The organism is Hydrogenophaga sp. PBL-H3 (genome assembly GCF_010104355.1).
Classification (GTDB): Bacteria; Pseudomonadota; Gammaproteobacteria; order Burkholderiales; family Burkholderiaceae_C; genus Hydrogenophaga.
Genome location: NZ_CP044972.1, coordinates 1,618,316 through 1,636,772, shown reverse-complemented (window position 1 = coordinate 1,636,772; position 18,457 = coordinate 1,618,316). Strand labels below are relative to the sequence as shown.

General features: G+C 67.3%; 19 protein-coding genes. 5 read left to right on the top strand and 14 right to left on the bottom strand.

The window, feature by feature from the left end; genetic code table 11:
- Positions 1–5: 5 nt before the first annotated feature.
- The 3 genes from F9Z44_RS07800 to F9Z44_RS07790 are packed head-to-tail and all read right to left on the bottom strand — an operon-like array spanning position 6 to position 3,097.
- Entirely contained in the window at positions 6–803 is a 798-nt protein-coding gene (locus F9Z44_RS07800; protein ID WP_159604992.1) for an enoyl-CoA hydratase/isomerase family protein, read from the bottom strand.
- Between the two features lie 20 nt (positions 804–823).
- Complete coding sequence (locus F9Z44_RS07795; RefSeq protein ID WP_159604990.1) at positions 824–1,972, bottom strand: acyl-CoA dehydrogenase family protein; 1,149 nt, start codon at positions 1,970–1,972, stop codon at positions 824–826.
- 27 nt (positions 1,973–1,999) lie between these two features.
- A complete protein-coding gene (locus tag F9Z44_RS07790; RefSeq protein WP_159604988.1) occupies positions 2,000–3,097 on the bottom strand; it encodes a CaiB/BaiF CoA transferase family protein in 1,098 nt (365 codons plus the stop codon).
- Between the two features lie 157 nt (positions 3,098–3,254).
- Here F9Z44_RS07790 and F9Z44_RS07785 point away from each other — a divergent pair, with 157 nt between their 5' ends.
- Together F9Z44_RS07785 and F9Z44_RS07780 are read left to right on the top strand one after the other, a co-directional pair.
- A complete protein-coding gene (locus F9Z44_RS07785; RefSeq protein ID WP_159604986.1) occupies positions 3,255–4,391 on the top strand; it encodes an MBL fold metallo-hydrolase in 1,137 nt (378 codons plus the stop codon).
- A gap of 92 nt (positions 4,392–4,483) precedes the next feature.
- On the top strand, positions 4,484–5,062 hold the full coding sequence (locus tag F9Z44_RS07780) for a phosphatase PAP2 family protein (RefSeq protein WP_159604984.1): 579 nt from the start codon (positions 4,484–4,486) through the stop codon (positions 5,060–5,062).
- 48 nt (positions 5,063–5,110) lie between these two features.
- Here F9Z44_RS07780 and F9Z44_RS22925 read toward each other — a convergent pair whose 3' ends face one another.
- From F9Z44_RS22925 to F9Z44_RS07755, 5 genes are all read right to left on the bottom strand, one after another.
- Positions 5,111–6,079 carry an SdiA-regulated domain-containing protein gene (locus F9Z44_RS22925; protein ID WP_159604982.1) on the bottom strand — a complete coding sequence of 323 codons (969 nt, stop codon included), beginning with the start codon at positions 6,077–6,079 and terminating at the stop codon, positions 5,111–5,113.
- An 18-nt stretch (positions 6,080–6,097) separates the two neighbouring features.
- The gene (locus tag F9Z44_RS22920; protein WP_159604980.1) at positions 6,098–6,769 is read right to left on the bottom strand and encodes a lamin tail domain-containing protein; all 672 of its coding nucleotides are present in this window, start codon (positions 6,767–6,769) and stop codon (positions 6,098–6,100) included.
- Between the two features lie 176 nt (positions 6,770–6,945).
- Positions 6,946–7,518: a PEP-CTERM sorting domain-containing protein gene (locus tag F9Z44_RS07765; RefSeq protein WP_159604978.1), complete on the bottom strand. Its 573-nt coding sequence runs from the start codon at positions 7,516–7,518 to the stop codon at positions 6,946–6,948.
- Between the two features lie 26 nt (positions 7,519–7,544).
- Positions 7,545–9,092 carry an alkaline phosphatase PhoX gene (locus F9Z44_RS07760; protein WP_159604976.1) on the bottom strand — a complete coding sequence of 516 codons (1,548 nt, stop codon included), beginning with the start codon at positions 9,090–9,092 and terminating at the stop codon, positions 7,545–7,547.
- A 154-nt stretch (positions 9,093–9,246) separates the two neighbouring features.
- Positions 9,247–10,026, bottom strand: coding sequence for a DsbC family protein (locus F9Z44_RS07755; RefSeq protein WP_159604974.1), 780 nt, complete (start codon positions 10,024–10,026; stop codon positions 9,247–9,249).
- Between the two features lie 249 nt (positions 10,027–10,275).
- On the opposite strand from F9Z44_RS07755, the gene F9Z44_RS07750 reads away from it, so the two are divergent.
- The 3 genes from F9Z44_RS07750 (at position 10,276) to F9Z44_RS07740 (ending at position 13,330) form a co-directional block, all read left to right on the top strand.
- The gene (locus tag F9Z44_RS07750; RefSeq protein ID WP_236574292.1) at positions 10,276–11,697 is read left to right on the top strand and encodes an undecaprenyl-phosphate glucose phosphotransferase; all 1,422 of its coding nucleotides are present in this window, start codon (positions 10,276–10,278) and stop codon (positions 11,695–11,697) included.
- Positions 11,698–12,960: an XrtB/PEP-CTERM-associated polysaccharide biosynthesis outer membrane protein EpsL gene (gene epsL, locus F9Z44_RS07745; RefSeq protein WP_159604972.1), complete on the top strand. Its 1,263-nt coding sequence runs from the start codon at positions 11,698–11,700 to the stop codon at positions 12,958–12,960. It abuts the gene before it with no gap.
- 115 nt (positions 12,961–13,075) lie between these two features.
- On the top strand, positions 13,076–13,330 hold the full coding sequence (locus F9Z44_RS07740) for a hypothetical protein (protein ID WP_159604970.1): 255 nt from the start codon (positions 13,076–13,078) through the stop codon (positions 13,328–13,330).
- 38 nt (positions 13,331–13,368) lie between these two features.
- Here the strand turns inward: F9Z44_RS07740 and F9Z44_RS07735 are convergent, their stop codons facing one another.
- The 6 genes from F9Z44_RS07735 to F9Z44_RS07710 are packed head-to-tail and all read right to left on the bottom strand — an operon-like array spanning position 13,369 to position 18,449.
- On the bottom strand, positions 13,369–13,800 hold the full coding sequence (locus tag F9Z44_RS07735) for a hypothetical protein (RefSeq protein ID WP_159604968.1): 432 nt from the start codon (positions 13,798–13,800) through the stop codon (positions 13,369–13,371).
- Positions 13,801–13,802: 2 nt separating this feature from the next.
- Complete coding sequence (locus F9Z44_RS07730) at positions 13,803–14,669, bottom strand: DUF3047 domain-containing protein (RefSeq protein ID WP_159604966.1); 867 nt, start codon at positions 14,667–14,669, stop codon at positions 13,803–13,805.
- Between the two features lie 13 nt (positions 14,670–14,682).
- Positions 14,683–15,333: a hypothetical protein gene (locus tag F9Z44_RS07725; RefSeq protein ID WP_159604964.1), complete on the bottom strand. Its 651-nt coding sequence runs from the start codon at positions 15,331–15,333 to the stop codon at positions 14,683–14,685.
- Complete coding sequence (locus tag F9Z44_RS07720) at positions 15,333–16,196, bottom strand: ankyrin repeat domain-containing protein (RefSeq protein WP_159604962.1); 864 nt, start codon at positions 16,194–16,196, stop codon at positions 15,333–15,335. The genes F9Z44_RS07725 and F9Z44_RS07720 overlap by 1 nt, the downstream gene beginning before the upstream one ends.
- The gene (locus F9Z44_RS07715) at positions 16,183–17,742 is read right to left on the bottom strand and encodes a putative porin (protein WP_159604960.1); all 1,560 of its coding nucleotides are present in this window, start codon (positions 17,740–17,742) and stop codon (positions 16,183–16,185) included. Before F9Z44_RS07715 ends, F9Z44_RS07720 begins: the two co-directional genes overlap by 14 nt.
- A 50-nt stretch (positions 17,743–17,792) precedes the next feature.
- Positions 17,793–18,449, bottom strand: coding sequence for an energy transducer TonB family protein (locus tag F9Z44_RS07710; RefSeq protein WP_159604958.1), 657 nt, complete (start codon positions 18,447–18,449; stop codon positions 17,793–17,795).
- Positions 18,450–18,457: the final 8 nt, after the last annotated feature.

Sequence of the window (18,457 nt, the reverse complement as noted above, 5' to 3'; positions counted from 1 at the left end):
GTCGTTCAGGTGTTGCGGTACACGGGTGCGCGTTTTTCGAGGAAGGCGGCCATGCCCTCGCGGAAGTCGCCACTCTGGGTGCACAGCACCTGCTGGCGGTCTTCCATGGCGATCACGGCTTCCAGGCTGCCGGCGTCGATGGCGTGGCCCAGGCCTTCCTTGGTCAGGCGCAGGCCCAGTGGTGTGTTGCGCAGCATGTCCTCGGCCAGCGACTGCGCTTCGCGCTGCAGTTCATCCAGCGGCGCAACCTGGCTGAACAGGCCCAGACCGAGCGCGCGCTGCGCGTTCATGAAGCGGCCGGTGAGCAGGTATTCGGCCGCCACCGAGCTGCCCACCATGCGCGGCAGGAAGTAGCTCACACCCATGTCGCAGCCGGTGAGGCCGATGCGGATGAATGAGGCGTTCATGCGCGCGTCGGGCGTGGCCAGGCGCACGTCGCAGGCCAGGGCGAGCGCGAAGCCGCCGCCGCTGGCCGCGCCCTGGATGACGCCGATGACGGGCTGCGGGCAGCGCCGCATGGCGATCATGATGTCGCGGATGCTGTGCTGAACGGCCATCATGGCCTCGGTGCCGAGCGCGTCGCCGGGCTCCTGCTCCTTGAGGTCGAGCCCGGCGCAGAACTGCGCGCCCGCCGCCTGCAGGATCACCACGCGCACCGCCAGCCGGCGCTGCAGGCCCTGGAAATACTCGCGCAGTGCGGTGGCCAGCGCGGGGTTGAGCGCGTTGAGCCGGTGTGGGCGGTTGAGCGTGACGCGCGCGATGCCGCCCGCTTCCTCGACCTGCAGGATGTTGTCGTCGGTCATGTGGTCTCCGTGGGCAGAAATCAGAGCGCGCGCGAGATCACTTCTTTCATGATCTCGCTGGTGCCGCCGTAGATGCGCTGGATGCGCGCGTCGGTGTACATGCGGGCAATCAGATATTCGTTCATGTAGCCGTAACCGCCAAACAGCTGCACACAAGCGTCCACCACACGGCCCTGCGCCTCGGAGCCCCAGAGCTTGGCCATGGACGCGGTGGCGGTGTCGAGCCGGCCGGCCACCAGGTCTTCCACGCAGCGGTCCACGAAGGCGCGGCCCACGGTGATCTCGGTGGCGATCTCGGCCAGCTTGAAGCGGGTGTTCTGGAAGTCGGCCACGGTCTGGCCGAAGGCCTTGCGCTCGCGCACGTAGTCCAGGGTGGCCTGGTAGGCGCCCTCCATGGCGGCCAACGCGGTCACGCCGATGATCAGGCGCTCGTAGGGCAGGTCGGCCATGAGCTGGAAGAAGCCCTGCCCTTCGCGCCCACCGAGCAGCTGCCCGGGGCCCACGAACACGTCGTCGAAGAACAGCTCGGAGGTGTCCTGCGCCTTCAGGCCCATCTTGTCGAGCACGCGGCCCACGCGGTAGCCGGGGCAGTCGGCGGTTTCGACAATGAAGATGGAAGTGCCGCGCGCACCCTGCGTGGGGTCGGTCTTCACCACCACCAGCACCAGGCCGGCGAGGAAGCCGTTGGAGATGAAGGTCTTGGAGCCGTTGATGACATAGCCATCGCCCCGGCGCTCGGCGCGTGCGCGGATGCCTTGCAGGTCGGAGCCGGTGCCGGGTTCGGTCATGGCGATCGCACCCACGCACTCACCGCTCACCAGACGCGGCAGGTAGCGCCGCCTCTGCTCGTCGGTCCCGTGGTTGAGCAGGTAGTGCGCCACGATGGTGTGCACCGAGGCGTTCATGCCGGTGAGGCTGCGGCGCGCCATCTCTTCGTAGAACACGGCTTCGTGGCGGAAGTCGCCGCCGGCGCCACCCCATTGTTCGGGGATGTCGGTGCACAGCAGGCCGGTCTGGCCGGCCTTGCGCCAGAGCTCGTGGCCCACGTGGCCCTGGCGGCGCGCGGCCTCGTCGGCGGGTTGCATTTCTTCCTCGATGAAGCGCACCACGGTGTCGCGGTACTGGTCGAGGTCGGGGTCGCTCCAGGAGCGGCGGAATTGCAGGGTCATGGCGTTCCTGTTCGGTGGATCTGGGGTTCAGGCCGTGGCCAGCGCGGGTTGACGCCAGCGCTGCAGGACAGCGTCTGCAGTGGCGGTGGCGCTGCTCGCGGGGGCGCCCGGTGGCGTGCGTGTGAAGCGTGGCGCGGGTGCGGGCTGCAACACGCCGTCGAGTTCGCAGAAGGTCTGGCGTGCCTGGTTGTGTGGGTGCAGCGGCGCTTCGTCCCAGTCGAGCACCGGGGCGAAGCAGGCGTCGCAGCCTTCGAGCAGCAGACACCACTCGTCGCGCGTGCGGGTGCGGAACACCTCGGCCAGGCGCAGCTTGAGCAGTGGCCAGGCGTCGCGGTCCATCTGGGCGTCGAAGGCCGGGTCGTCGGCGATGCCGCAGCGCTCGCGCAGCAACGCATAAAACTGCGGCTCGATCGCACCCACGGCCACAAAGCGGCCGTCGGCGCAGGCGTAGGTGTCGTAGAAGAAGGCACCTCCGTCGAGCATGTTTTCGCCGCGCTGGTTGCTCCACTGCCCGGCGGCTTTCATGCCGTACATCATGGCCGACATGAGCGCCGCGCCATCGGTCATGGCGGCGTCCACCACCTGCCCGCGCCCGGAGCGCGTTGCCTCGAACAAGGCGCTGAGCACACCCACGGCCAGCAGCATGGCGCCGCCGCCGAAATCACCCACGTAATTGAGCGGCGGCACGGGTGCCGAGCCCGAGCGGCCGACGGCGTGCAGCGCACCGCTGATGGCGATGTAGTTGATGTCGTGCCCGGCCGCGTGCGAGAGCGGGCCGTGCTGGCCCCAGCCGGTCATGCGGCCGTAAATGAGGCGCGGCTGGCGCGCCAGGCACACGTCGGGCCCCAGGCCCAGGCGCTCCATCACGCCGGGGCGGTAGCCTTCGATCAGCACGTCGGCGTGCTCCACCAGCGCGAGCACCTCCCGCACCGAGGCCGGGTCGCGCAGGTCGAGATGCAGCACGGTGCGGCTGCGGGCGAGCACGTCGTTGGGGTCGAGCGCGGCACCCGGACGCGCCACGCGAATGACCTCGGCACCCAGATCGGCCAGCACCATGGCGCAAAACGGCCCAGGCCCGATGCCGGCCATTTCAACAACCCTGAGTCCTGCAAGTGGTCCCGCCATGTTTGCGCTCCCGAATCGGCACCGAGGGGTGCATCCATCGGGCCATCTTGCCGGCCGGCGGGCGGCTTGGCATCGTCTGAACGGACGAACTCGCGCGGCGTTGGCCTTGTCGCGCAGGCGTGAGCCGATCGGCAGGCCCATCTGGAACAATCCGGCCATGACCACCGATGCCCCCACCCCCGATGGCCGACCGGACGATCCTGCCGCCGCACCCGACACACCCTACGCGCTGCAATACCCCTGCGGCGAGCCGCCCGCACCGGGCGAGGTGCGCGAGGTCGCGCCCGGCGTGCTGTGGCTGCGCATGCCGCTGCCGTTCGCGCTCAACCACATCAACCTCTGGGCCGTGGCCGACGAGGACGAGCAGGGCCCGGGTTGGGCCGTCATCGACACCGGCACCAAAACGCCCGAGGCCCTGGCCGCCTGGCGCCAGCTGATCTCACCCGAAGGCCCGCTGGCCGCCACGCCCCAGGGCGCGCGCATCACGCGCATCTTCTGCACCCACATGCACCCCGACCACGTGGGCATGGCCGGCTGGCTCACGCGCAAGTTCCAGTGTCGGCTGTGGATGACGCGGCTCGAATACCTGACCTGCCGCACCCTGGTGGGCGACACCGGGCGCGAAGCGCCCGAAGAGGCCATCCAGTTCTACCGCCAGATGGGCTGGAACGAAGAAGCGCTGGACATCTACCGCACCCGCTTCGGCGGCTACGGCAAGTACATGCACGCGCTGCCCGACAGCTTTCGCCGCCTCACCGACGGCGAGACGGTGCGCATCGGCGCGCACAGCTGGCGCGTGATCGTCGGGCGCGGACATTCGCCCGAACACGCCTGCCTGCTCAGCGAAGAACTGGGCGTGCTGGTCTCGGGCGACCAGGTGCTGCCACGCATCTCGTCGAACGTGAGCGTCTTTCCCACCGAGCCCGACGCCGACCCGCTGGCTGACTGGATCGGCAGCATCGAACACCTGCGCGCCACGCTGAGTGACGAGCTGCTGGTGCTGCCGGCGCACGGCGAGCCCTTTCGCGGCCTGCACGCGCGGCTGGACCGCCTGGCCCACGGCCACGAGCGCGGCCTGCAGCGCCTGAGACGCAGCCTGGCCGAATCACCCAGGCGCACGGTCGACGTGTTCGGCGCGCTGTTCGCACGCTCGATCGACAGCAATGGCGAGCTGCTCGGCATGGCCACTGGCGAAGGCGTGGCCCACCTCAACCACCTGCTGGTGCGCGGCGAGGCCGTGCGCGAGGTGGGTGCTGACGGCGTGTACCGCTACCGCCTGCACGGCGCCGGATAAGCACGCCTGCAACGCGCCCTCTCGCAGCCAGGGCGAAACCAGCCTGGGTGTTGGCCCTGGACAGCCCGGACGGCAGCCCGTGATTCACACGCGTGACACACGCACTGCGCAAGCTCACGGCCATGCCGAGCCTGTCCCAATCCTTCGAACCCAGCCTTGTTCCATCGTTGCGCGCCCTCGACGTGCGCTGCTTCCGATGGCTCGGCGCCGGCCGGCTCGACCTGCCCTTGCGCTTGCGCCTGGCCACAGGGTTTGCGCGCTGGAGCTGGGTGCCCATGGTGGCCGTGATGGGCGGCACGCTCCTGGGCAGGCATGCCATGGCCACTCCGCTGGTGTCGGCCCTGCTGACGGCCACCGTGGTGCAGTTGCTCGTCAAACGCGCATCCAGGCGGTGGTCGGCGAAGCGCCCTTTTGCCATCGGTCTTTGCCAGAACCACCTGGGCCACTCGGATCGAGGTGGCATGCCCAGCACCCATGCAGCGGTGATGGGTTGTGTGGCGGGCTCGCTCCTGCCCTGGGCTGGCGTGTACCCCGAGCTCGCTTTGATCCCGGTGATCGCCGCACTCACCGGCTGGGCACGCGTTCACGCGGGCGCGCATTTCCCTTCGGACGTGCTCGTGGGCCTGCTGATGGGCATGGCTGTCGGCCGCGCCGTGAGCCACTTTCTGTGAGCGCCTGACGGCGCAAGTGGGGGCGCGGCACGGGCGCCCCGCCACGCCTCACTTGTGGCGACGGCGCTGCGCGGTGGCGCCCAGCAAGAGCAGGCCGGCCAGCAGCATGGCGTAGGTCTCTGGCTCCGGCACGGGCGTTGCCAGCACGAACAGCCGCGAATTCCCCGTACCCGAGTCTTCGGCGACCAGGTACAGATTCCCCAGATCGTCCACTGTCACGCCTTCGATGGCCTGCGAGGTGATGCTCGACAGGTCCAGGCTGCTGAGCACCTGTCCGCTGCGGGTCACCTCCAGCAGCCTGCGCGACTCCAGGCTCAGGACCAGCAGGTTGTCGGCGCCGTCGGTGCCCGCCAGCGCCGTGATCGGCGAGAGCGTCTGCACATCGGACAGGCTGGCCACACCCAGCAGCGTGGGGTCGAACAAGGCGCTCATGGTGGATGCGCCGGTGGCAAAGTCCAATGCACCGCCCAGCAGGGCCTGGGGCAAGGCCTGTTTCACGGACACGAAGCTGCCGTTGCGGGGATCGTAGGAGATGCCTTCAAGGCCGTTGTTGCCCACGCTGCCGCTGCCGATCGAGACCACGGGCGCGTTGGCCAGGTTGACGCTGCCGCCCGCCACGTAGCTGAACCGAAAGGCGTCCTGCAGGCGCTCTTCGGCCACCACCAGAACACCGTTGCCCAGGTAGGTGAGGCCCTCGGAGTCCCGGTTGCTGCTGGTGGTGGGCCAACCCAGGTTGGTACCACCGCTGAACGACATGCTGCTCAGCGTCTGGCCGGTGAGCGAGACCTCGACCACGCCCGTGCCTTCGTCACCCACGAAAAACAGGGTGCCGTTCGTGCCACGGTCGCGCGCGAACGTGATGGCAGAGGCCTCCAGGCCGGAGACCGCGTTGCCGGGGTTGGCGTCCAGCGTGTAGTTGCCCGTGACCTGATACGTCGACAGGTTGATGCTGGTGGCTGCAAACGCATTGAAGCCGAACGCGCACGAAGCGGCCAGCAAGGTTGAAATCAATCGCATGGCTGTTCCTCGTGAAGCTCAAGCCTGGCGGCGGCGAACGGCCGCGCCCATCAGGCCCAGACCGGCCAGCAGCATCGCGTAGGTCTCGGGTTCGGGCACCAGCGAGGGGGAGCCGATCTCCAGGCCCGAAGCGACCACGAAGGCGCCGTTGGTGCCAGCGGTGCTGAGCGTGCCGAGCAACACGTTGTTCAGACCGGCCGAGTTGTCGAAGGTCTGGTAGGGCGACGCGGCATCGGACACGCCAAAATCAACGCGCGCCTGCAGCACGCCGGCGGCGTTGAAGATGTTCACGGCGTCACCACCCGTGCCCAGGCCAATGCCCGAACCGCTGTAGGTGCCCACCACCACACCGGCATACGACGGCGAGCCGAACCAGTTGCTCAGGAAGTTGCTGGCCGTGGCAGCCGAACCATCGACGAAGATCACCGACTGGCCCGCGCCAATGCTGGACACGCCGCTCAGCGCCAGGGCCGAGCCAAACGCGTTGGAGTTGTCGTCCACCTTCCAGCCCGCGATGTCGACAGCGGCGTTGCCGAAGTTGGTCAGTTCGAACCAGTCGGCCGCCACCACGGAGTTGCCGCTGCTCCAGGGTGCGACCTCGGTGATGCGGACCTGGGCCGTGGCGGCGGTGGCCGACAGCACGAGCGCCGAGAACAGGGCGGACAAGGAGATCGAAGAACGCAGCGACATGGGAGCCTTTGCTGAAAGGATTGGAAAAATGCGGAAACCGCCGACATGCACCCACCAAGGCTACGGGGGGCATGTAACGGCGGCTTGACAAGACACCCCCACCGGCATGGTCCGAATGGACCACGCCGGTCGAGGTGTGGGAGAGGCGCAGGCTGCGCCCGGGACGGGCCTGAAACTCAGGCTTTGCGACGGCGGCGCGTGACCCAGCCCACCACGCCCAGGCCACTGAGCAGCAAGGCGAGGGACTCGGGCTCCGGCACGGCCGAGACGGTGATGTTCAGGCTGTCGCCAGCGCTCAGGCCGGCGATGGTCCAGTTCACACCACCCTGGCCGAGCGGGTCGCCGATTTCGACGTCAAGGAATTCCAGCGGCGAGAACGACACGGTGGCATTTGCGCCATTGAATGCGATGTCGCTGCTGCCACCGAACTGCCGCGTCACGGTGCCCAGGTTGCCAAAGGTGCCCGAGCTCAGGCCAAAGGTGTAGGCGCTGATGCCCTCGCCCGTGAAATTGCGCAGCACGGCGTTGAAGGACAGACCACCCAGCAGATCGGCGGCGTCGATCGTGTAGCCCAGCGTGGTCGAGGTGAGCGAGGAAAAATCGATGTCGAAGGAAATCAGGCCGTCGGCGCTGTAGTCGGCCACGGTGGCGGAGGTGCCGCCGACGACACCGGTGTAGGTGGCAGCCTGGGCGGGAGCGAGACCGGCCAGCGCGGCGGCTGCAACCAGGGCGAGGAGATGCTTGTTCATGGTGTTCGTTTTTTTGTGGGGTTGGTTCAAAGGGTGCCCTTGGTCCACGGGCCGGTGATGGCCAGCGTGACGCCGGTGTAGAGGTTGACGAACAGCACGCGACCGTCGGGGCTGAACACGCTGCCCGCCCATTCGGTGTTGCGCTGGTTGCCGCTGGTGGCACCTGTCTTGCCCACGGCGTCGAGCTGGGCGCGCGTGAAGTCGTAGTTGTGCTTGGCAAAGATGTAGCTGCGACCATTGGGTGCCAGCACCTTGAGGTGTTGCGACACGATGGTGGCGCTGGTGGGGCTGCCGTCACCACCGTCTTCGTTGAACAGCAGGCCACCGCGCGGGCTGATGCAGATGTTGTCGGGCGAGTTGCCCACGACACGATCGCGGCTCACGAAGATGGCCTTGAGCACCATGGTGGCCAGATCCAGCGACCAGATCACGCCGGCGCGGGCAGGCGCCGTGGCGGTGGCGGCGCTGGTGGCCTTGTCGGTGAAGAACACCACGCCGTTGGCCACCCAGCAACCTTCGTTGGCGCCGAAGATGGCGCCACCGTTGGCATACGCGCCGCGGAAAGGACCGCTGCCCGTCACCGTTCCGGCGGTGGTGCTGATGGATGCGCGGTCCGCATCGGGATCGGCCACCTCAACCCAGTCGCACTGGAATTCCTGGCACAGCGTGGGATAGCGCAGATCGGCACCCGGCTGGCCACGCACGGCCAGGCCCTGCATGCGGCCGCCTTCGTGCAGCGAGCCCAGGCCGCCGTTGATGTTGTTGGGCAGGAAACGGTAGAGCGTGTTCGCGTTTCCGGCGTCTTCGGTGAGGTACCAGTAGCCGGTGTCCGGATCGAGTGCGCTGGCTTCGTGGGCCATGCGGCCCATGTCGACGATGGGGTTCACGTTGGCCGCGTTCAGGCTGGTGTCGGCCGGGATCTCGAAGATGTAGCCGTGCTTCTTGCCGGTGGTGCTGATGCTGTTGCTGCCGATCTCTTCGTTGCTGAGCCAGCTGCCCCAGCTCGACGAGCCGCCAGCGCAGGGACGGTAGATGCCGCCGAACGTGGCGTAGCTCTCCACCCAGTTGCCGTCGCGGAACACCAGGTTGGTGTTGCCGCCGACCTGGTAGCTGCCACCCGTGAGGCCGGTGTCGTACTTGGCCACGTTGGCGCGCCCGGCACCAACGATGTTGGCCGCGTTGGTGGACAGGGACAGCTCGTGGTTGCGCACCAGGATGATTTCGTTGCTGCGGCCGACACGGCGCGACAGCACCACACCCATGCCGTCGTGCGCGCCTGGCGTTGGCAGGCCATCGCTCATGAGGTCGCCGCGCCAGCCATAGCTCTTGTAGGTAAAGCCCGCTGGCAGCTCGATCAGGGGCAGGCCCGTGGTCATGTCGTTCACGGGCGCCGTGGGGCCGTAGGGGCTGGCGGTCAGCGTGGAAGCGTCGGCAGCGGCGCAGTTGTCACCGTAGCCCTGATCGATGGTGGCGGCCATCGCGGCGACGGGGCCACCGAATGCGGCGGCGATTGCGGTTGCGCTACCGCCGAGCAGCAGGTTGCGGCGGGAAAGTTCGGTTGGTTTGTCTGACATGGGGCGGACTCTCGGGTGGTTGAAGGAACGAAACCTAGCTTTGCCTGTGGCTGTGAAACACGGGTGACACGGCGGCCGACGCATGGGTGCGTTTCATGTCAACGGACCCATCAGCATCACCCAAACGGCCCATTGCCGCGCGCCCCCCTGTCGCTCAACGCGCACCGGCCTTGAGCGCCTCCTCGATCGCCGGCGCACCCACCGCCCCAGCAATGCGAACGCCGCCCGCGGCGAACAGCGTGGGCGTTCCGCTGATGCGGTATTTGTTGGCCAGCGCGGTGTTGCGGTCCAGGGCCTGAAGGTCACATCCGCTGCTGCCGACCGGTGCCGGCCCATCCTTCATCACCTCCTGCCAGGCCTTGCTGCGGTCGGCAGAGCACCAGATGGCCTCGTTCATCGCTCGCGACTGAGGCCCCAGGAAGGAAACCGGAAAGGTGTACAGCACCAGGTCGGGCACATCGCGCAGGCTTTGGTGGAGTCGCTTGCAAAAGCCACAGCGCGGGTCCTCGAACGTCACCAGCACACGACCGGCCACCTCCTTGCCCTTGACGGTCTTGATCGCGTCGGCCAGATCGAGCGTGGCCATGTCGAGCACGGGCGTGTTGGCCAGCTCGTGCTCCTGCTTTCGGCGCTGCGTGATCGACGTGCGCGTGGCCACGTCCACCAGTTCGCCGTTCACCAGGTGGTTGCCGGTTGAATCGATGTAGAAGATGTTGCCGTTGACGATGACTTCAAAGAGGCCTGTCACCGGGGACGGAGCAATCGACTCCACCTTGGCGCCCACAAGGCGCTCCACGACGCGCGCGAGGGCCTGGGTGTCGGGGACCGGACTCTGGGCCGAAGCGGGTGCCACGCCCAGCATCAGGGCCAGGGCAAGGGCGGCGCCGCCGAGGCTGGCCCACCGTGTCGAGCGGAAAAAAGGGGTGATGGTCATGACGCAGGTTCGTAGAAAGCTCACACGCGAGCGGTGCTGTGATGCTGCGCTCCCCATGTGACGCGCATCTGAAAATCGCGTCGGCAGCCTGGTCCGAATGGATGGTTGCCAGGGCCCCAGCCACCTGCCCGACCGAATTCAAGCTGTCACACAAGGCCTTCAAACTCCTCGCTCTGGTTGTGCCCGCATGAACGGCAGACACCCGGATTTCCGTCCGTTGCGAACACCCGCTGTACCGAGGGAGCGCCCTTGAACCACCCATCCGTCTCAGTTCCATCCTCTGGCACCCCTGCGCGCGGCGCGCAGGGCGCGTCCAGCCGGGGCAGTCTGTTGCACGCGCTCGAGACGTCACTGAGCCCGTTGATGGGCGTGTGCTGCCTGTGGGCGCTGGCCATCGGCATGGACGGCGGCATCCACACCGAGTACTTCCTGCTCGGCCTGGTGGTGTTCGCCCTCACCTATCCCGGACCTTCACGCCTGAACCTGTCGGTGCGCGCCACCTTCGTCGACTTGCTGCTCAGCTGGTTCACGACGATGGGCCTGCTGTTCGCTGCAGGCTGGGTGACCGGCTATGTGCGCATCTTCCCGCTGGACGTGATCCTGACCTGGCTGGCGGTCACGCCCGTGGCCGACTTCGCCGCCTGGATGCTGCTGCGCTGGACCGCGCCGACGCTGGTGCGTCTGCAAGGGCCCGCGGAGCGCGCACTGGTGGTTGGAATGAACCACCAGGGACTGGCACTCGCCAGCAACCTGGCCGCCACCCGCTTCAACAACATCGAGGTGGTCGGCTTCGTGGACGACCGCAGCCGCGAACGGTTGCAGGCGGGCGATGGATTCACACTGCTGGGGCGCTTCGACCATCTGGTGGAAGTGATCAACAACCAGCGCATCAGCCTGATCTACATCTCGCTGCCCATGGCGTCGCAGCCGCGCATCCTGAAGATCCTCGACGACCTCAAGGACACCACCGCGTCGATCTACTTCGTGCCCGACATGTTCGTCACCGACCTGATCCAGAGCAAGCCCACCGTGCTGTGTGGCGTGCCCGTGATCTCGGTCTGCGACACACCCTTCCACGGCATCAACGGCGCGCTCAAGCGGGGCAGCGATGTGGTGCTTTCATCGTTCATTCTGCTGGCGCTGGCACCGGTGCTGCTGACGATCGCGGCCGCCGTCAAGCTCGGCTCGCCGGGCCCGGTGATCTTCAAGCAGCGCCGCTACGGCCAGGAAGGTGAAGAGATCGTTGTCTACAAGTTCCGCTCGATGACGGTGGCCGAGGATGGCCCCGAGGTCCGCCAGGCACAACGCGACGACAAACGCATCACCGCGCTGGGCGCCTTCCTTCGCAAGACCTCGCTCGACGAGCTGCCGCAGTTCATCAACGTGCTGCAGGGCCGCATGAGCATCGTGGGGCCGCGCCCGCATGCCGTGGCCCACAACGAGCTCTACCGCAAGCTCATCAAGGGCTACATGGTGCGCCACAAGGTCCGGCCGGGCATCACCGGCTGGGCCCAGGTCAACGGCTTTCGGGGCGAGACCGACACCCTGGAAAAAATGGAGGGGCGCATCGAGCGCGACCTCGACTACCTGCGCAACTGGTCGCTCAAGCTCGACGTGTTGATCATCCTCAAGACCATCCGCCTGGTGTTCAGGGACCAGCAGGCTTACTAGATGACACACCCCCTGCGTCTCCTTCGGCCCGAGGCACGGCAAAGCCGGTTCCCCGGTGTCTGCCGGACCTTCTGGGTTCCCGCCCTCCTGGCGAGCAGCATCCTGGGCACGGCCACGGCACAAACCGCCGACGGCCTGACCCTGCGGGCGGGCCACACGCTGAGCCGTGACGACAACCTCTTCCGCCTGCCCGACGGTGTGGACCCGCAGACCGTGCTGGGCCGACCGAGCGCGGCCGAGAGTGTGGGCATCAGCACACTGGGCATGAGCTATGCGAAGACCCACAGCCTTCAGCGCCTTGAAATCGATGTCAGCCTGGTGGACTACCGCTACCAGACCTACAGCCGCCTGGACCTGCTCGCCACCAACTACGACGTGAGCTGGCGCTGGGCACTCACCCCCCGCCTTCGCGGCAGCCTGGTGGCTGAACGCGACGAAAGCGTCAACAGCTTCGATGACACCAGCGTCCTGAGCCGCGGCAACCAGCGCGTTCGGCTCTACGAGGGCTTCGACGCGCTCTACGAGCTGGACGGCGTCTGGCGCCTGGTCGCAGGCGTGCAGAGCACACGCAACCAGAACGAACAAGCCCGGGTCGGGGAAGACAGCTATGTGTCGCGGTCGGCCGACGTGGGGCTGCGCTTCGAGGCGCGCTCCGGCAGCTCGGTCACCGCCCGGCTGCGAAACGGCAGCGGCACCACGGTCGGTGGCGCGGTGCTTCCCGCCTCGCTGAGAGACCCGGATTTCAATCAACGCGAGCAAGTGCTCGACATTCGCTGGCTGCTCAGCGAGAAGGCCAGCGCCGACCTCAGCCTGGTGCGACTCGATCGCACGCACGCGCGCGTGGCCGCCCGCGACTACGCCGGCACCAACTCGGCGCTCTCGCTGCGCTGGGCGGCCACCGCCAAGACCCTGTGGACGCTGCAGTGGGCCTCGGATCTGTCGAGCTACCAGACCACCAACGCCAGCCACGCGCGCACCGACCGCCTCACCGCCTCCCACGCCTGGCAAATCTCGGCCCGCACCAGCCTGCAAGCCAGCGTGAGCGAGTCGCGCCGGCGGTTCCTGGGTCCACCCCCCGGGCAGCTCCCGGACCCTCAGCGGGACACCACCCGCGACGCATCGCTGGGCCTGCGCTGGAACGCCACCCGCAACCTCGCGCTCAACGCCTCGGTGCAACACACACAACGCGGCAGCAACCGCCCCGGGCTGGCGTTCTCCAGCATGCAGGCCGTGGTCGGTATCAGCCTCTTCACCAACCAGTAGACAGAAGGAGCCCGGCATCGGGTACTGGTAAGGGTTAACCCGTATAACATACCCGCCGGAGATGGAAGGCCAGCGCTGCGCTTTGTTCGTGTCCCCTCGTCGTCAAGGAATCCTCATGATCGCTCTCAAAAAAGCCCGGAAACTCATTCAAGCCGACCCCGAGACCCCCAGCGCGAAGGTGCTGTCAGCGCTGGTGATTGCCCTGGAATCCAACCAGGCATTTCCGCTGAACCAGCTCTACACCCTGAGCTACCCCCAGTTTGAACTGGCGCTCGAAATCCTGGCTGAATGGCGGCTCGACCGTTACTACAGCAGCAAGGGCCGGCTGCTGGATCTGTCGGTCCACGCGGCCGAACTTCAAACCGCCTGAACCTGCGGGCCCCGTGAGCCAGACCGCGCTCGCAGCGGTCACTTCCACCGCAGGTCGAACAGCTTCCAGTCGCCACCGTCGAGCTGCCACTCCAGCGTCACGCCATAGGGTGCCGCCTCGTCGGGAATCAGTCCCTGGGCGCCGGTGACCAGCACCTGCGCTTCGGTGTAGCCCTTGTGGGGCGCAGCGGGATCAACGCGGCTGCTGCGGGTGACGGCCACCAGCCGGATGTTGGCGTAGCGCAGGAACATGACCGTCATGGTCTGCCGGGCCCAATCTCTGTCGAGCTCGCCTTGCGCCCTGAACTTGCTGTGCAGCTGCTCCAGCACCGCGCTGGTCTTTTTGGCCTCCAGGTGGTCCTGCAAGCGCTGAACTGCGGCCTCCAGCGAAGCTTGTGGGTCGTCCCTGGTGCAACCGGCCAGACCGGCACCGGTCAAGAGCCACATCAAGGCGAAGCGTCGGGTGAGCATGGTCAATCCTTTCGGTCAGAGGCCAGCTGGGGTTCGGAGGAGCGGCGTGGCGACAGCATCATCGGCCCAAACCATGCGCTGACCCGCTCCCCGGTGTTGTTGGAGTCGGTCATGACGCCCATCGCGGTCACACGCCCGGGCAGTTCGCCAAACACCAGGCGGAAATCGGCCTCGATGTCGCGCTCTTGGTCCACCCACTGGTTGAGCCGCTGCGGCCCCGAGTCGATCACCAGCTTGCGGATGCGCTGGGTGTGCGGGTTGGGGATCACGCTGCCCACAGGGTAGCGGTGGTCCCACACATACATGAGCGTGGCAAACGGCAAGGGTTCGCCCGTCACCAGGTTGGCCAGCTCCGAGAGCATGTTGTCCCGCACACTCAAACGCTCGCGATCTCCGTCGAACGTGACGATCACCCGCGCCACCGCATCGTCGATGTCCTGGTCTTTCAAGTCGGCCCGTTCGTTGAGCGCGGGCACGAACCATGAAAACGTCAGCCACCGCGGATTCACCACCGCGTCGGTGGGCAAGCGCAGGCGTAGGGTGCTGTTGCCGGCGTCGCTGCGTGCATGCATGGCCAGGCGTCCCTCGTGCACCGCAGGCTCATAAACCGTCGGCTTGTGACGGCCGTAGCGCCGGTGCACCCAGGTGCCTGGCGCCTCACCACCTACCACCTGGCTGAGCTGTGCCCAGGCCGAGCCCGACAGGTCGGCGGCTTCGGCCTCCAGCATGGCGTGGTGCGCGTCTTCCTCGCCCTCGTCCTCGCCCTCATCGCGCGAGACCGTCATGCAGCCGGCCAGCAGGCTCAGCGACAGCAACGCCAGCCCAAACCGCTGGCGCGCTGTTCTCACCAGCGAGCGTGCCGGGTGCATGGTGCTCGTGCGCTCACTGCGCGGCGATGCCGGTGGCCGGGGTCTTGTGTTCGTCGAGCTTGTCGCGGTGCGCCTCCAGCATGTTCTCGATGCCGACGCGGCCCATGCCGGTGAAAGGCTCCAGGCGCAGCACACGGTCGGTGGCGCTGCGGTCGCGGCATTGTTCGATCAGCGAGCGCCCCGTGGCATACAGCTGTGTGTTGCGCCCCTCGCAGGCGGCCACCTGCTCGCGCAGCCCTGCGCCCTGGGTGTCCAGCTGCTGGCCACGCTGACGGGCGGCAGTCAGGTCGCGTTCGAGCTGCGCGCTCTTCGCCGCGAGTTCCTGCAGCTTGCGCTCGTGTTCTGCGTTGCGCGCCTGCAGCGCGTCGCGCTCGCCGGTCACCGCCTGCAGGTCGCGCAGCAGCCGTGCGCCGCGCGCGGACTCACTCTGCGCCCGACCCTGCGCGCCACTCACCTGCTCGGCCAGTTTGGCGCGCTCCTGTTCGGCGGCGTCAAACCTTTGCTGCAGCGCGCTCAGGTCCTGACTGGACTTCTGCACCTGCTGCTGCGCCCGGCGCAAGGCCTCGCGCTCGCGGCTCTCGCGCTTGTCCTGGGCCACAGCGGGCAGGGCCATGCAGCACGCCAGCAGCACCAGCCACAGGCATCTTCCGGTTTGTCGGTTCATCACAGGTCATCCTTGGGATAGGGGCGGCTGGCCCGCAGCACCTGGCGGGTCTGGCTGGTGGACGCACCGGCCTTCACCAGCCGCTGCGCCAGGTCATCGCGCTGGAGTCGCATGGCCCAGTACAGGGGGGTGAGTCCATCGGCATCGGGCTGGTCAGGGTCCAGGCCATGGTCCAGCAGCATGTCCAGCATCCGGGGCATGTTCTCGTTGATGGCCACCACCAGCAGGCCCGAGCCCAGTCGGTCGGTCACCTGCGTGTTGGCCCCGGCCTTGAGCAGCACGCTTGCCACCTCGATCCGGTTGAGCTTGACCGCGTTCATCAACGGCGTCTGTTCGTTCAGTCCGGTGGCATCCACTCCGGCACCGGCGCGCAACAGCAGGCGCACCAGGTGGATGTGGCCGCGCAGTGCTGCCTGGCCCAGCGGTGTGAGCGGGCCGGCGCGGCCATCCACATCGGCCCCGGCGCGCAGCAGCACACGCGCGGTCTCCAGGTCGCCTTCGCGAGCGGCCAGCAGCAGGGCCGTGTTGCCCCACTCGTCCACCGCATTCACCTGGGCACCGTCCTGGATGAGCTGGCGCAGGGCCCCCACCTCACCCCTGCCCGCCGCGCGGACCAGTTGCTGATCGAGCCCGCTGGCCAGACGCAAAACCGGGTCGTCGGCACCCCCCGCCAAGGCCTGGTGCTGGCGCTGTGAGGTGTTGAAGCGCTGGCTGTCTTCGGGTGTGAGTGCGCCCTGCTCGATGCGATCGCGCAAGGCCAGCTGTTCGGGCGCGTGCCGCGCACAGCCCTGCAAACAAGCCGCACCCAGCACCACCACGAGCAGCGCCCACCTGGTGTCCCGGCGAACTTCAGAACTTCGCATTGAGCTGGACCTGCAGTGTGTTGATGGTCAGTGGCAGCCCCCTGATCTCGCGGCTGGAGAGCCAGCGTGCGTTGATCCAGGTGTTGCGGCTCAGGCCATACTGCGCACCCACGATGAAGCCCTTGCTGTTGGTGCCGCCGAGGTGGAAGTCCGAGTCGGTGAAGGCATCCACCGTGGCGTCGGCTTCGAGGTAGCGGTAGGCCAGCGAGAGCTGCCAGTCGTTCTTCAGCAGCATCGCGGGCATGCCCACCGCCACACGCACCATGTAGCCGGTGTCTTGCTTCGGCAGGGTCAGGCCGCTGCGCGCCAGCGTCTTGCTGCTGCTCAAACCGATGTTCTTGACATAGTCACCGGTCACGATCAGGTGCACCGGGTTGTAGAGGTTGAAGTCCACCGCACCGGTGAGGTTGAGCACCTGGTAGTCGTTGGCCAGGCCGAACGGGCCATTGAAGTTGAAGGCGGCCGGGTTCGAGATGTTGAAGAGCGTGTTGCCCTTCTGGCGCGACAGTGGGGAGGTGTCGTCGGTGTTGGTGCTGTTGCTGTTGCGCACGCCGCTGATGTTGCGGAAGTCATAGAGCCCCAGGCCCACCTTGGCCCGCAGGTCGTTGCTCGGCACCCACTCCACCCCGCCCTGCGCAGCCACCAGCCATTTGCTCTTGGCCTGGTTGCTCTCCGATGTCTGGATGTCTTCCAGCGGGAACACGCCCACCGTGCCAAACGGGCGCCAGGTGCGCGTTGCCGCCACCGGGTCCTCGTATTGAAGGGCCAGGCCGTCGAAGTTCAGGTCGTCGTCCCACATCAGGTCGGTGCTGAAGAACGGGTTGGGTATGCGCCCGGCGGTGGTGGTGAGCCAGGGCAGAAACTCGGTCGAGCGAGCGCGCAGAAAAGCGCGGTCCAGCGCGAAGGTGTACTTGCTGCCGTAGCTGCCCAGCGTCTGGTTGGTCGATACCGGATCGCCCGAACTGCCGGTCACCAGCCGCAGGTTGGCCGTGATGTCGGGCGTGACGCGCGCAGTGACGCCCAGGCGCGCACGCAGGCGGGCGCGGTCGCGGTCTTCGGTGGTGTTGGCGATGTTCTGGCCCTGAACCCGGAAAAAATCAGCGCCTGCATTGGATTCAGAGAACATGTCGCGCTGGTAACCCAGCCGCAGATCCCCTTCGAACTTGAACCGGTCCACCCACTCTGGCACGGCGTTCACGTCGCCCCAGCGCTCGGCCTTGGCCTGGGCCACCACCTCTTCGCGCACCTCGTCGGCGATCTGCTTGCGCACCGACACCGGCACGAACTGCACCCGCACCGTGGCCTGCTCGGTTTTCTTGGCGTCGGCCACCGCGGCCTTGGCCTTGGCTTCGGCCTGCTTCACCAGCGCATCGGCCTTGTCGGCCGGCAACACGCCTTGCTGCACCAGCGCCTGGATGAGGTTGATGGTGGTCTGCTTGAGTGTTTCGAGGTCTTCTCGCTCGTCTGCCTGCGCAGAACCGAGGCCAACGGAAATCAGGGCCGCCAGGGTCACCTGGCGCATCGCATGGTGCAAAGGTCGTTTCATGGGGTGTCTCGCAAGGTGCGATCGTTGAATGGAGCTCGGGCCCGCGTGTATCAGGAACGGGTGGAAATGCGCAGTCGAATCGGTTGGGGCATGTCGCCCGGTGCGCCCTCGCGCACTGGCGCGAGATTGCGCAGGGCCAGGCGCAGCGCCTCGTCGAGCTCGGGCTTGTCGCTGGTGCCCACCAGTTCGACCCGGGTGACCAGGCCGCTGCTGTTGACCCACACATTGACCACGCGCTGGTACTCGGCGGCTTCGCGCAGTTTCTTGTCGCGTTGCACAGCGTCGCTGATGCGGTCTTTCACCAGCGCGCCGTACCAGGCGAAGCGGTTGCCGCCACCGCCACCACCACTGCCGATCAGGTCGCCACCGCCCGGTTTGCCCACCAGGCCGAAGTTGTCGCCACCGCCGCTGCCGGCGGCATCCACGCCCAGGTTCGGGCCCGGGGGCGGCGCCTCCGAAGGCTGGTCGGGTGCGGCGTCCGGCTTGGGCACGTCGATTTTTTCCTGCTTCTGCTCGGGGGGCGGCGGAGGCGGTGGCGTCTTGGGCGGCGGAGGAGGCGGCGGCGGTTTGAGCAATGAGATCTCCTGCACCGTGCGCTTCTTGGTCGGTTCGGCGGGCCTGGACATCAGCTCGTAGAGCCACACGGCACCTGCGATCAACAGGACAACCAGCAGCGCCAGCGCGGCTTTGCGAGCGTGGCGTCGCATGAACGACT